11 protein-coding genes are annotated in these 13654 nt (G+C 67.1%); 7 read left to right on the forward strand and 4 right to left on the reverse strand.

Annotation, left to right across the window (positions count from 1 at the left end):
* The first annotated feature begins 194 nt into the window (after nt 1–194).
* Entirely contained in the window at nt 195–809 is a 615-nt protein-coding gene (locus tag HMPREF3114_RS00745; RefSeq protein WP_053499940.1) for a DUF938 domain-containing protein, read from the forward strand.
* On the opposite strand, the gene HMPREF3114_RS00750 is transcribed toward HMPREF3114_RS00745, so the two are convergent.
* The 3 genes from HMPREF3114_RS00750 to HMPREF3114_RS00760 all read right to left on the reverse strand — a co-directional run bounded on the left by HMPREF3114_RS00750 (nt 810) and on the right by HMPREF3114_RS00760 (nt 6357).
* A complete protein-coding gene (locus HMPREF3114_RS00750; protein WP_053499942.1) occupies nt 810–2096 on the reverse strand; it encodes a type II toxin-antitoxin system HipA family toxin in 1287 nt (428 codons plus the stop codon). It abuts the gene before it with no gap.
* Between the two features lie 33 nt (nt 2097–2129).
* Entirely contained in the window at nt 2130–2489 is a 360-nt protein-coding gene (locus HMPREF3114_RS00755; RefSeq protein WP_070488755.1) for a helix-turn-helix transcriptional regulator, read from the reverse strand.
* A gap of 181 nt (nt 2490–2670) precedes the next feature.
* Nucleotides 2671–6357, reverse strand: a complete 3687-nt coding sequence (locus tag HMPREF3114_RS00760; RefSeq protein WP_070488758.1) for an indolepyruvate ferredoxin oxidoreductase family protein — start codon at nt 6355–6357, stop codon at nt 2671–2673.
* 169 nt (nt 6358–6526) lie between these two features.
* Here HMPREF3114_RS00760 and HMPREF3114_RS00765 point away from each other — a divergent pair, with 169 nt between their 5' ends.
* Nucleotides 6527–7162 carry a tetratricopeptide repeat protein gene (locus tag HMPREF3114_RS00765; protein WP_014035497.1) on the forward strand — a complete coding sequence of 212 codons (636 nt, stop codon included), beginning with the start codon at nt 6527–6529 and terminating at the stop codon, nt 7160–7162.
* 605 nt (nt 7163–7767) lie between these two features.
* Here HMPREF3114_RS00765 and HMPREF3114_RS00770 read toward each other — a convergent pair.
* Complete coding sequence (locus HMPREF3114_RS00770) at nt 7768–9252, reverse strand: AAA family ATPase (RefSeq protein WP_005420987.1); 1485 nt, start codon at nt 9250–9252, stop codon at nt 7768–7770.
* Nucleotides 9253–9375: 123 nt separating this feature from the next.
* Between HMPREF3114_RS00770 and HMPREF3114_RS00775 the strand changes: the two genes are divergently transcribed.
* The 5 genes from HMPREF3114_RS00775 to HMPREF3114_RS00795 are packed head-to-tail and all read left to right on the forward strand — an operon-like array spanning nt 9376 to nt 13652.
* Entirely contained in the window at nt 9376–10005 is a 630-nt protein-coding gene (locus HMPREF3114_RS00775; RefSeq protein WP_005420986.1) for a ParA family protein, read from the forward strand.
* A gap of 49 nt (nt 10006–10054) precedes the next feature.
* The gene (locus HMPREF3114_RS00780) at nt 10055–10531 is read left to right on the forward strand and encodes a SixA phosphatase family protein (RefSeq protein WP_005420985.1); all 477 of its coding nucleotides are present in this window, start codon (nt 10055–10057) and stop codon (nt 10529–10531) included.
* Between the two features lie 4 nt (nt 10532–10535).
* On the forward strand, nt 10536–11153 hold the full coding sequence (locus HMPREF3114_RS00785; protein ID WP_005420984.1) for a YceI family protein: 618 nt from the start codon (nt 10536–10538) through the stop codon (nt 11151–11153).
* Nucleotides 11150–13207 carry a phospholipase D family protein gene (locus HMPREF3114_RS00790; RefSeq protein WP_053499946.1) on the forward strand — a complete coding sequence of 686 codons (2058 nt, stop codon included), beginning with the start codon at nt 11150–11152 and terminating at the stop codon, nt 13205–13207. The genes HMPREF3114_RS00785 and HMPREF3114_RS00790 overlap by 4 nt, the downstream gene beginning before the upstream one ends.
* Before the next feature lie 10 nt (nt 13208–13217).
* Complete coding sequence (locus tag HMPREF3114_RS00795; RefSeq protein ID WP_005420982.1) at nt 13218–13652, forward strand: hotdog fold thioesterase; 435 nt, start codon at nt 13218–13220, stop codon at nt 13650–13652.
* The last annotated feature ends 2 nt before the right edge of the window (nt 13653–13654 follow it).

Here is a 13654-nt window from a genome sequence, read left to right on the forward strand (position 1 = left end):
GTCCAAGTCTCGGGGGTCACTTCAAGGACGGGTTTACGGCGTCCCCCGCAACCGGGCCCACCCCGCCAACCCACGGAATGCCAGCTTTTGACGTTGCTCTGGCTCAGGCTCCGGCTCCTGCGGGTGCAGGGCTGCAAGCCCTGCAGACACCCCCTCGTGCACAATGGAGCCGACCCCGCCTGGACACCGTCCTGATGTCGAGCAAGCCGCATTCAGAAGCCTGCGAGCGCAACCGCGAACCCATCGCCACCGCACTCGACCCGTGGATGGGCGACCGCCATCGGGTGCTGGAGATCGGCAGTGGTACCGGCCAGCACGCAGCCTTCTTCGCCGAGCGCTGGCCGTGGCTGCGCTGGCAGCCCAGCGACCATCCGGACCATCTGCCTGGCATCGAGGCGTGGCGCGCCGAGGCGGCTCTGCTCAACCTGCTGCCGCCCGTGGCGCTGCAGGTGGAACTGCCGCCGGCAGTGGGCCTGACCCTGCCGGAGGGCAGCTCGTTCGATGCGGCGTTCACTGCCAATACCCTGCACATCATGGGTTGGGAGCACGTGCGGGCGCTGTTCGCCGCGCTGCCGCCGCTGATGCGCCACGGTGCGCTGCTGGCGGTCTACGGCCCGTTCAATTACGGCGGCCGCTACACCAGCGACAGCAACGCGCAGTTCGATGCCTGGCTGAAGGCGCGCGACCCGCGCAGCGGTATCCGCGATAGCGAAGCGGTGCAGGCGCTGGCGGCGGACAACGGGTTCACCCGGTTGGGTGACGTGGCAATGCCGGCCAATAACCGGCTATTGCTGTGGCGGTTGGGGTGATCAGGTAGCGGATTGTTCGAATTGCCGCAGGCAGTGCTGGCAGCTTGCACTGATGCCATCCACTAAACGTTCCAGAACCGGGTGGCGCATGCCCTCTGCCTGCAGTTCCGCAAGCAACGCCCGGGCGATGCCGGGCAGCTGTGTTGCCATGTCGAACAGGCCCGACAGTGCTTTCTGCGGGTCCAGCGTCATTCCATCAGCGGTGGCCTCCCAATCCGCCAGGCGGACATCCCACCAGCGGTAATGGCTGCCGATCTTCATGGCCATCTTGATCTTGCGTTGCTGCAGGTGTGCATAGGGCAGTGCACTTGAGATGTCATACAGCGGGGCAAGGCGAACGTTTCCTTGTGCGCCGATCAGCAGCGAATAGTTCTTGGCATGCGCGTCGGTGCCGCCAATGAGATAGTTGAACTGCAGTGCCTGCAGCAGCCTTTCGACATCCGCTCGCGGCTTGCTGGAATGTTCCCAAAGCACGCGCGCCAGATCGGCCGGCCCCGGTCCGCCTTGGTTCTGGTACTTGATGTGTGGCATGACACCCAGCGCTTGGCAGAAGTCTTCCTGGTGAACGCGTTGCCAACCCTGTGCTGTTCGTACGCGGTCGAAGCGCGTCACCGCAATGGCCTGTGCGTCCTCCATGCAGATCATTTCAGTGGACGCAGCCGACATGCCGAGTTGACTGGCCAGGCGCAGACAGAAGACCTCGTTCTCCACGAATCCGTCATAGTCGCCACTGGGGGGTTTGAGGATATGCGTGGTGGGGATGCGACCGGCCGGAATTGCCCAACCTCCGTCGTCGCGTTGCATCAGGGCGATCTTCGGTTGCGCCCCGGCCAGGCTGAACTGGCCGACATCATCGGGTTGCCGCGCTGCAATCTGGTCCACTCGGATCCGCTGAAGGCGCTGGGCGACCTCATGGAGGGACAGCGCCTCCTGCCGATCGTCCTCACCGGCAAGTACGGCGGCGAGCCGTTCGCGTCGTACGAACTGGACCGCACCGGCACAGTCTTCACCGACATGTGACAGCAATGCGACCGGGTTGCGGGACGAAACTTGGAACCGGGAAGCCCATCGCTGCAGAAGGGCCTCGTTGTCGGGCAGCAGCCCCCACAGGACCGCAGAGAGCGTGGCAGCGGGCGCGCTGTTCTCTGTCAATGGAAGTGCAAGTGACAAGGGATAGGCGCCCGGCGTCTGGCGCCAACTGTCTGCATACCGGAATGTCGGATGGCCATGTGCATCCTGTCCCAGGTATCCAGCCAGTCTGTTGGAAAGGAGTACGTTGAGGTCCATGCGGGAGGCACGATGTCCGGGAGGAAGGGGCTGTCAGACGGCCTTGTGGGGCTTTCTACGCCCCAACGTCATGGCAGTCGCGCGGTGCTCGTCCGGGCGCAGCCCGTTGCCATCCACGATAGTGTCGATATCAGGCAGTTCCAGAGGCATTTCCGACGATGCAGCGGAGGAGGCCATTCCCTCGACAGTGCCCGTAGCCAGTATCAGGCCGAGGACGTTGAGCGTCCGCAGCACCAGTTGCAGCTCCACCCGTGGCTTGCCCTTCTCCATTTCGATGACCCATTGCCGACTGACGCCTACGCGTTCGGCCAGCTGGGCCTGATCCCAACGGAGTGCTTTGCGACGCTGGCGGATGACCAGGCCCAGGTCTCGGGACGTTCGCAGGATGTCCATAGGCGGAATGTATGCGCTCGGCAACATTTAATCAAAAGTCGCCGTTCGATAACATTTCGAGAATGTCATGGAACGGCGACAATTTCTGAAATGTCGACGTTCGCTGGCATGGATCGCCAGCGCTTCCGGCTCTAGATCCTTTCGGGCAGTCGGCCAAGGGCCGGTAGGGCCCTGCTGCCGGTTACGCCACCTGCACGATATGCAGCGCCTTCGGATTGCGCCACTGCGCCAGCAGGGCCGCTTCGCGCGCCTTGGCCTGCTCGAAATGCGCTTCCTTGACATGGCCGAAGCCGCGGATGTGCTCGGGAATGCTGGCAATCTCCACCGCCAGCGACAGACGGTCATCCTCCAGCCCGTCCAGCAGCATCTGCACCGTCGCCTCGTAATCAGCAATCAGCTTGCGCTCCATGCGGCGCTCCTCGGTGCGTCCGAACACATCGAAGCGGCCGCCACGCAGGAACTTCAGCTTCGCCAACAGACCGAAGGCCTTGAACATCCACGGGCCGTATTCCTTCTTCAACAGCCGTCCCTGCTCGTCCTTCTTCGCCAACAGCGGCGGTGCCAGATGGAAGCGCAGCTGGTAGTCGCCCTCGAACTGCTGCTGCAGGCGGCGCTGGAAGTCGCCGCTGGTGTACAGGCGCGCCACTTCGTACTCGTCCTTGTAGGCCATCAGCTTGAACAGGTACCGCGCCACGGTCTCGGTCAGCGCAGTGGAACCGCCGATGCGGTCGGCTTCGGTGGCGCGTACGCGCGCTACCAGGTCACGGTAGCGCTTGGCGTAGGCGGCATCCTGGTACTCGACCAGGAACGCGGCGCGGCGCTCGATCATTTCATCCAGCGAGCGCGACAGGCGGGCGTCGTCCAGCGGCAGGAACGCCACGTCGCCACCGTGCGAGGGCAGGCCACGCAGTTCGCGTTCGTCGGCGGTGTTGCGCGGTGCCGCAGTGGCACCCCATTCATTGCCCTCCCACTCGCCTGGCGGCAGCGGATGCAGCGGGCCCGGGGTGGATTCGGTATCGGTATGGCGGTTGCGCACCAGGCCGGCCGCCTGCTGCACGGCCTGCGGATCGACCACGGCCAGGCGGCCCCAGGCGAACGCCTGCTGGTTCATCGCCACGGCGGCGCCATTGAGCTCGATGGCGCGCATCAGTGAATCGAACGACAGCGGCACAAGGCCCTGCTGCCAGGCGTAGCCGAGGATGAACAGGTTGGCGGCAATGGCATCGCCCAGCAGCGCGGTGGCCAGCTGGGTGGCATCGAGCAGCAGCGGCTCCTGGCCGCCCAGTGCCACGCGCACGCCGGCGATGATGTCGGCGGCGGGGAACTGCATGTCCGGGCGGGTGGTGAAGGTGCCCGGCATCGCTTCGTAGGTGTTCAGCACCACCTGCGAACGGCCGGCACGCACCTTCGACAGCGCCCAGTAATCGTTGACCACCACCATGTCGCAGCCCAGCACCAGGTCGGCCTCGCCAGCGGCGATACGCACGGCATGGATGTCTTCAGGGCGACGGGCAATGCGGATATGCGTGGTTACCGCGCCGCCCTTCTGCGCCAGGCCGGTCTGGTCGAGCACGGTTGCACCCTTGCCTTCCAGGTGGCCGGCCATGCCCAGCAGCGCACCGATGGTCACCACGCCGGTACCGCCGACGCCGGTGATCAGGATGTTCCAGGGCTGTTCCAGGCTGCCGCGGAGGGTCGGCGCCGGCAGGTTGTCCAGCAGCGTGGACGCATCGCGCTTGCTGCCCTTGCGCGGCTGGCCACCGTGCACGGTGACGAAGCTGGGGCAGAAGCCGTTCACACAGGAATAGTCCTTGTTGCAGTTGGACTGGTCGATCTCGCGCTTGCGTCCGAACTCGGTTTCCTTCGGCAGCACCGACACGCAGAAGCTCTTCTTGCCGCAGTCGCCGCAGCCTTCGCAGACCAGCGAGTTGATCATCACCCGCTTCTGCGGGTCTTCCAGCTTGCCGCGCTTGCGGCGGCGGCGCTTCTCGGTGGCGCAGGTCTGTTCGTAGATCAGGATCGAAACACCCTTCACTTCGCGCAGGCGCTTCTGCACTTCGTCCAGCTCGCTGCGGTCATGGAACTCGACGTCGCTGGGGAAGTGCTCGCGCTGGCCGGTCCACTTGCCGATGTTGTCCGACAGCACCACGATGGTGTGGATGCCTTCGGCACGCATCTGTCGTGCGATGTCCGGCACGCTCAGCGGACCGTCCACCGGCTGTCCACCGGTCATCGCCACCGCATCGTTGTAGAGGATCTTGTAGGTGATGTTGACGCCGGCGGCGACCGCCTGGCGGATCGCCAGCGAGCCGCTGTGGAAGTAGGTGCCGTCGCCCAGGTTCTGGAACACGTGCGGGGTATCGGTGAACGGCGCCTGCCCGGCCCAGGTCACGCCTTCGCCGCCCATGTGGGTGAAGGTGTCGGTGCTGCGGTCCATCCAGGTCACCATGTAATGGCAACCGATGCCGGCCAGCGCACGCGAGCCTTCCGGCACGTTGGTGGAGGTGTTGTGCGGACAGCCCGAGCAGTAATGCGGCACGCGCGGGAAGCTGGCGCGCGGCAACGCAAGCTCGGCTTCCTTCTCCTGCATCCACTGCAGCCGCTGCTCGATCGATGCGTTGTTGAAGAACTTCTGGATGCGGCGGCCGATCACGCCGGCGATGGTGGCCGGGGTCAGCTCGCCGGTGGACGGCAGGATCCATTCGCCGCTCTCGTCGTACTTGCCGACGATGGACGGGCGCTGGCCCCAGCTGGCCGGCCAGTTGAAGAACTGTTCCTTCATCTGGCGCTCGATGAAGGCACGCTTCTCCTCCACCACGATGATGTCTTCCAGGCCCTGCGCGAAGCGGGCGATGCCCTGCGGCTCCAGCGGCCAGGTCATGCCGACCTTGTACACGCGGATGCCGATGTCGGCGCAGGCGGCTTCATCCAGGCCCAGGTACTCCAGCGCCTGCAGCACGTCCAGGTAGCTCTTGCCGGTGGTGACGATGCCCAGCCGCGCGCGCGGCGCGTCCATCACCACCTTGTCGATGCCGTTGGCGCGGGCGAATGCCTGTGCGGCCTTCACCGCATAGCGGTGAAGGCGCATTTCCTGGTCCAGTGGCGGGTCCGGCCAGCGGATGTTGAGACCGCCCGAAGGCATCTCGAAGTCTTCCGGCAGCACGATGCGGCGCGCCATCGGGTCGACCTCGACCGAGGCCGACGATTCGACTGTCTCGGCGATGGTCTTGAAGCCGACCCAGCGCCCGGTATAGCGGCTCATCGCCCAGCCCAGCAGGCCCATGTCGAGGATGTCCTGCACACCGGCCGGATTCAGCACCGGCATCATCGCGCTGACGAACTCGTCCTCGCTGCCATGCGGCAGGGTCGAGCTGCGGCAGGCATGGTCATCGGCGGCCAGTGCCAGCACGCCGCCGTAGCGCGAGGTGCCGGCGGCATTGGCGTGCTTGAACACGTCACCGCAGCGGTCCACGCCCGGGCCCTTGCCGTACCACATGCCGAACACGCCCTGCACGTTGGCGCCGGGGAACAGGTTGGTCTGCTGGGTGCCCCACACCATGGTGGCGCCCAGGTCCTCGTTGAGGCCGGGGGTGAACTTCACCTTGGCTGCGTCGAGGTGTTTGCGTGCGCGCCACAGCTCCAGGTCGAAGCCGCCCAGCGGGCTGCCGCGGTAGCCGCTGACGAAGCCGGCGCTGTCGATGCCTTCGTGCGCGTCGCGCAGGCGCTGCATCAGCGGCAGCTTCACCAGCGCTTGCACGCCACTCAGATAGATCCGCCCCTCGTTGCGGGTGTACTTGTGGTCGAGCGTGTAGTCACGGTCGATCAGGTCGGTGGAGGAGGGCGACGTGAGTTGCGCGGTACTGGTCATGGCTGGCCCGGTCAGGATCGGCTGGCACCGGCCGCGTGCAGGCACGCGGCGGGAAAGGCGCGAATTGTAGCAGCGAGGCCCGGCCGCCCCGGCACTCGCGCCGGCGGCCATGCTGGGGTTAGGATCGGGGAGAGAGAGGGAGGCTGCGGTTGCGGCCTGGGGAGAAGGGATGTCAGTTGCAGGAAAGATCCTGGGCAGCATGTTGCTGGTCTCGGGAACGGCCCCGGTGTGGGCCGCGCCGGCGGTGCCGGCACCACAGGAGTTCTACTTCGACAGCGATGCGGCCGCCGTGCCCATGATCGTGGTCCAGTCCGACGGGGATGCGCTGGTGGCGCAGCTGCTCAAGCAGCGCGAGCGCGGCCGGCGTACCGTGGAGGCCACCGTGCAGCTGGCGTCGGTAGCCATTGCCCAGGGCCGTACCGAACTGGGTGAACAGCTGTATCGCGAAGCGCTGAAGGATGCGCCGGTGCAGGGCAGCCTGGGCCGTGGCGTGCGCTGGAACTACGGCTGGGACCTGCTGCGTCAGGGCCAGCCCGAAGCCGCCCTGGAGCAATGGCAGGCCGCTGCCGGTGGTTCGCTGAGCAAGCCGGGCTGGTTGCCACCGACCTATGCGTTGGCGCTGTGGCGGGCCGGGCAGAAGCAGGAGGCGGTGCAGTGGTACGCCGCCGCAGTGCGTACCGAGCCGACGCAATGGAGCGACAGCAGCCGCTATGCGCAGTTGCTGCCGTTGTGGCGCGACGACGAGCGTGCCTCGCTGGCGGAAGTGCAGCAGGCGTGGGCGGCTGCCCCGCCGGCCTGGCCCTGAGGGAGGGGGTTGCGCCGGGTTGCACCCGGCACCCGCAGAGGCAACGGCCGAAGCAACAGCAACAGCAACAGCAACAGCAGGCTCTGAGCTATCTGTGGCTTGGTCGGGGCGGTCTGGGGCTGCAGGACACGCCGTAAACCCCGCTCCGCGGCCCGGCCCAGCCGCTGGAGGCTGGGCGTTCGGGCGCTTGCGAAGCAGTGCTTCGCAAGCAAAGCGCCCTCACCCATGGGGGCTCGATGGCGCCATTCATGGCGCCAACGGTCCTGCAGCCCCAGACCGCCTCGACCCCGACAGGTTATCGGCGGCGGTGGGTAGATCCACGCCATGCGTGGATGAATCCGCATCGGAATCAACTATTCGATATCTGATCGAAATGCAGCCGAGCGTGGGCTCGGCTCTACAGAAAGCGGCCAGACGACCGGCTTTTGCTTTTGATCATCTTTTTTCTTCTCCGTGGCCGACGCCCCCGGAAACTGTCAGGGGGCGGGTGGGTAGGCTGCGCAGGGACGTACTTGCAGCGCCCCCTGCGCAGCCTACCCACCCGGCCAACCACGACTGTCGCTTTGAGCGACCAACCACGAGGGGCTGCGCCGTTCGCGGGAACCTCAATCGTCCGCGGAAACCGTCCGCCCCGACGCCCACGCGCGCAAGGCCTCGACCTGCTCGGCCATCAGCACCGACAGCGGCCTCGTCGCGCGGATCTCGTTCATCAGCAGCTCGGTGTCCAGCGGCCGGCCTTCGGCGTGCGCTGCGTACAGTCCGGCCACGATCGCCTGCTCGATCTCCGCGCCGGAGAAACCATTCGCCGCGGCCGCCAACGCCGGCAGTGCAAAGTCGTCTCCATTGAGCTGGCGTCGCCCCAGATGCAGCCGCAGCAGTTCCACGCGCACTTCGGGGGTGGGCAGGTCGACGAAGAAGATCTCGTCGAAACGGCCCTTGCGCAGCAGCTCGGCCGGCAGTTCGTGCACCTGGTTGGCGGTGGCGACGATGAAGACCGGCGCCTTGCGTTCGGCCATCCAGGTCAGCAGGTAGCCGAGCACGCGGCGCGATACGCCACCGTCCTCGCCACCACTGGCCAGGCCCTTCTCGATCTCGTCCATCCACAACACGCAGGGCGCCAGCTGCTCGGCCGAGGCCAGCGCCTGGCGCAGGTTGGCCTCGGTCTCGCCGTGGTACTTGTTGTACAGCGCACCCACGTCCAGGCGCAGCAGCGGTACACCGAAGCCGGCGGCGGTGGCCTTGGCCAGCATCGATTTGCCGCAGCCCTGCACGCCCAGCAGCAACATGCCGCGCGGCGGGTCCAGGCCGGCCGGTGCCGAGCCGGCGATGAAGGCCACCCGGCGCTGGCTGATCCAGCGCTTGAGCCGGTTGGCGCCGGCCACGTCGCCGAAGCGTGCGCTGTCGTGCTCGAAGAACAGGTGGCCGCTGCGGTTGAGCAGCTCGAACTTCAGCCGTGCCAGCTGCGGCAGGTCGTCGTCGCGCAGCGCGCCATCGGCGTAGATCAGCTGGCGGGCGATGCGGCGGGCATCGACCAGGCTCAGGCCCTGCAGGTTCTTCAGGATCTTCTTCACCGCCTCGCTGTCGACCTCGACACGGCGGCCGCCGTGTTCGCGCGCATAGGCGTCGGCCTCCTCGCGCAGCATCTTCAGCAGGGCATTGGCATCGGGCAGGCGCGGATTGAAGCGCACCGCCAGTGCTTCCAGCTCGGCCGGCAGCTCGACCTTGGCGCCGATCAGCACCAGCACGTGCGGTTCGCTGTGGCGGCGCTGGATCAGGTCGCGCAGTGCGCGCTGGTGGCTGGCATAGCCCAGGTAGGGGTGGAAATCGAGCAGCAGGTAGACACCGCGCTGATCAGCCTGGCGGATCATCTGCAGCGCGGCGCTGGCATCGGGCGGGCCGACCGGCGGATCCTCGCGGTCCAGGTCGATGCGGCGCAGGCCCTCGGTGATGGACCAGCGGTGCAGGGCCCGCCACACGTGCATCAGCGTCTGCCGGAACAGTTCAACGATGCGCCCCTCATCCTGGGTCTCGATCACGATCAGGGGGGTATTGGCGCGGATCAGTGCGCTCAGGTCCTGCAGTTCGCTCATGCCGGTTCGATCCTTCGGGGGCGCCACGATAGCAAAGGCGATGGCCACTGGTTCAGCACGGCGCTACCTCCCGTCACCACCGCCGGTGTACGCTCGGGGCACGTACCCGGAAGCGAGGCTGGCATGAAGACGATCCTGGTGGCCGGTTCCAAGGGCGGGGTGGGCAAGACCACCGTCGCCACCCACCTGGCCGCGTACGCGGCATTGCAGGGCAAGGCCACGGTGATCGCCGATGCCGACCCGCAGGGCTCCAGCACCCGCTGGGCACAACGGCGTGCCGGGCTGGAAAGCGCGGTGCTCCCCATCGATGTGTATCGGAAGAAGCAGTGGGCGCAGAAGCTGCCCGACGGTACCGATACCGTCATCATCGATGCACCCGCCGGTGCGCTGGCCGACGATATCCCCCATTTCCTGGACGCGGCCGACGCCGTGGTGGTGCCGGTGCTGCCCTCGGCGCTGGATATCGAAGCCATCGTCGGCTTCCTCAACAGCCTGGCCCAGAACCCGCGCGTGCACAGCCGCAAGCTGCCGGTAGGGCTGGTCCTCAACCGCACCAAACCCTGGACGCAGACCTCGCAGCAGGCATTGCAGATGCTGGCCGAATGGCCGTACCCGGTGGTCGCGCAGCTGCGTGACAGCCAGAGCTACGTGGTCATGACCGGCCTGGGCCGCAGCCTGTTCGACTATCGCTCCGCCCAGGTGCGCGAACACCAGGCGGACTGGGAACCGCTGCTGTCCTGGCTCAAGCTTTGATGCCTGCCTCACTTCTCCCGCTGCATCCTCTTCTCCATGGAAACCCGCGATGCGTGAACTGATCCTGCTGCGCCATGCCCATGCCGAACCCGCCGTTTCCGGCCAGGCCGACCTCGACCGGCCGCTGTCGCCGGTGGGGCTGGCCGAAGCTGAAGCCGCCGGCAAGTGGTTGAAGGAAAACAACCTGCTGCCGGACTGCGTGCTGTGCTCGCCGTCGCGACGTACCCGTGAGACCCTGGAAGCGGTGATGACGGCCATCGGCTATGTCGAGAAGCGCCTGGAAGACCGGATCTACGAAGCCACCCCGGGCACCCTGGCGGCGCTGGTGGACGAACGTCGCGACCTGGACCGGGTGCTGATCGTGGGCCACAACCCGGGCCTGGAGCAGCTGGTGGCCCTGATGACCGACGGCACCAGCAGCGACTACCGGGGCATGCCGCCGGGCGGCGTGGCCGTCCTCGGCTTCCCGCGCGAGGTCTCGATCGAGCCGGGCGTGGCCAGCCTGAACGCGTTCTGGTGGCCGTGATCCGATGAGCCAGGCGCGGCGCAGCCGCTTCCTGCTGCCCGCGTTGCTGGCGCTTGGCCCGGCCTGGGCGGCTGTGCCCCCACCAACCCCGTTGCCGCCGGTGTCCGCCGAAGCGCCGCGGGTACTGCGCCTGGATACCCAGCGCTCGCGGATCGGTTTCGAGGTGCGGACCCGTTTCGGCCAGCGCATCGAAGGCGTATTCCCGCACTTCGAGGGGCGCATCGAGATCCTGTCCGACGGGCGCCACCAGGTGCACCTGAAGATGTTCACCCGTTCGGTGGAGATCCCTGGCAAGGCGCGCTACACCGGCTGGATGCGCGGCGAAGAGTTCTTCGATGCAGGGCGCCATCCGGTGGTCGAGTTCGACTCGCTGCCGTACTGGCCGGAGACGGTGGAACAGGGGGGCGACATCAACGGCCGGCTGACCCTGCGCGGCGTCAGCCACCCCGAGTCGCTGCGGGTCGAGAAGGCGGAGTGCGCCCGACCCGGCTATGATTGCGATGTCGTCAGCCGCGGTACCGTGCAGCGAGGCCGGTATGGAATGGACAGCTGGCAGCTAGCCCTGAGTGACCGAGTGACCTTCGTATTACGTGCGCGCCTGAGCGAGGCGCCGAAACCGTGAACCTCCTGCTGCGTATACTGGCGCTGGCAACGGTGTTGCTGGGCAGCGGTTGTGCATCGCTTTCGCATGCCGAGCGCGACCGTGCCGAAGCGATCGCCGTGCAGGCGCGCTCGACCGTGGTCGGCTGCCAGCGCGCCGACCGCTGCGCGCAGGACTCACCGCTGCGTGCGCTGGCCGGCCGGGCGTTCACCGAATCCACTCCCGAACAGCCGCGCCACTACGCCACCCTGCTCGACGAGGGCGAAGGTGCGCTGGTGGCGCGCCTGAACCTGCTGCGCAGCGCCACCCGCAGCATCGACCTGCAGACCTACATCTTCGACAAGGACGACAGCGCCCGGCTGGTCATCGACGAGCTGCTGGCTGCATCGCGGCGCGGGGTGAAGGTGCGCGTGCTGATCGATCAGCTCTCGGCGATCTCCGACCTGCAGATCCTCGGCGCGCTGTCCGGCGCGCACCAGAACTTCCAGCTGCGGGTCTACAACCCGACCTTCGGCAAGGCCCGGCTGAACTACTTCGACTATGCCGGCAGCGTGCTGTGCTGCTTCCGCCGCTTCAACCAGCGCATGCACAACAAGCTGCTGGTGATCGACGATGCGATCGGCGTGGTCGGTGGCCGCAACTACCAGGACGACTATTACGACTGGGACCGCGAGTACAACTTCCGCGACCGCGACGTGCTGATCGCCGGCCCGGAGGCGCGGGCGATGGCCGCCAACTTCGATGCCTTCTGGCATGCCAGGCGCAGCGTGCCGGCCGAGCGCCTTAACGATGTCGGCCGCACCCTGCTGCGCGAGGGCGTGCCGACCCTGCCGCCGGCCAGCTTCCGCCGCCCCGAGCGGGTGCAGCGGGTCAGTGCCGAAGCCAATGACATGGACTTCGTCAGCCGTTCCTTCGTCGATACCGCCTTGCCGGTGGCCTCGGTGCGCTATGTCGCCGACCTGCCGCGCAAGCACCGGCGCGAGAAGGCCGATGCGCCACTGGCGGGCCAGCACGTGACCGAGCCGCAGCTGGATGCGCTGATCGCCGGCGCGCAGGAGGAGGTGATCCTGCAGACGCCGTACCTGGTGTTGTCCAAGCCGGCGCAGAAGCTGTTCCGCGAGCTGCGCAAGCGCCCGCAGCCGCCGCGGGTGGTGGTGTCCAGCAACAGCCTGGCGGCCACCGACAACCCGATCGTGTATGCGCTGTCGTACAAGTACAAGCGGCGCAACATGCGCGAACTGGGCTTCAACATCTTCGAATACAAGCCGTTCCCGCTGGATGCACCGGTCGACTACCGCAACCTGTTGCCTGATCCGATCGCCGCGCCCGGAGGTGACGACGACGGCGGGCGCAATCCGCTGATTGGCGGCAGCGCCGCGGGCAGCAATGCCGGCGACAGCCGCGATCGCGATGAGCACCCGGCACCCACCGGCAAGCAGGGGCCGGTGAACCACCCGCGCACCGGCAGTGCCTACCAGAACGCGCGCGAGCGCCGCCGCGCGGCCGGTAGCGAGGTCGAGACCCGCCTGCTGCGCACCGAGACCCGGCCCTCCTTCCTGGGCAGCAAGGCGGTCAACAAGCCGTTGCCGGTCACCCGCAAGGGCGCGCGCATGGGCCTGCATGCCAAGTCGCTGGTGGTCGACCGCCGCATCGGCGTGGTCGGCACCCACAACTTCGATCCGCGCAGCGAGAACTACAACACCGAAGGTGCGGTGATCATCGACGACCCGGCCTTCGCCGAGCAGCTGGCCGAGAGCATCCTGCGCGATACCCACCCGCAGAACTCGTGGACGGTGGCGCCGCGGGCCAAGCCGCCGGTGCTGTCCGGGCTCAACTACAGCGTCGGCAAGGCCTCCGAAGCACTGCCGATCCTCGACTTCTGGCCGTGGCGCTATGCCACCGACTACGAGTTCAAGCCCGGCCCGGACTGCCCGCAACCGCTGCCGCGGCAGAGCCCGGATTTCCATCGCTGCTACGTGCCCGTCGGTGATTTCCCCGAAGTGAACGTCGGCCCGAAGTGGCTGCTGGTGCGCATGCTGACCGCATTCGGCGCCGGCCTCGTCCCCATTCTCTGAAGGTGCTTGCATGACCCAGGTGTTCCGCGACGCTGTTTCCATCGACCAGCTCAATGCGCTCAGCCGAGGCACGGCCATCGATACCCTGGGCATCGCCTTCACCGCAGCCGGTGATGACTGGCTGCAGGCCACCATGCCGGTCGACGAACGCACCCGCCAGCCGTACGGCATCCTGCACGGCGGCGCCTCGGTGGTGCTGGCCGAAACACTGGGCAGCAGCGCCGGCAACCTCTGCGTGGATACCGCCAAGCAGGTCTGCGTGGGCCTGGAGATCAACGCCAACCACGTTCGCGCCGTGCGCAGCGGCACCGTCACCGGCACTGCGCGTGCGGTGCACGTGGGCCGCAGCACGCAGCTGTGGGAGATCCGCATCGAAGACGAACAGGGCCGGCTGGTGTGCATTTCGCGGCTGACCCTGGCGGTGGTGGCTGCAGGCCACGGCTGAGG

It is taken from the genome of Stenotrophomonas sp. HMSC10F07 (genome assembly GCF_001807895.1).
GTDB classification, from domain to species: Bacteria; Pseudomonadota; Gammaproteobacteria; order Xanthomonadales; family Xanthomonadaceae; genus Stenotrophomonas; species Stenotrophomonas sepilia.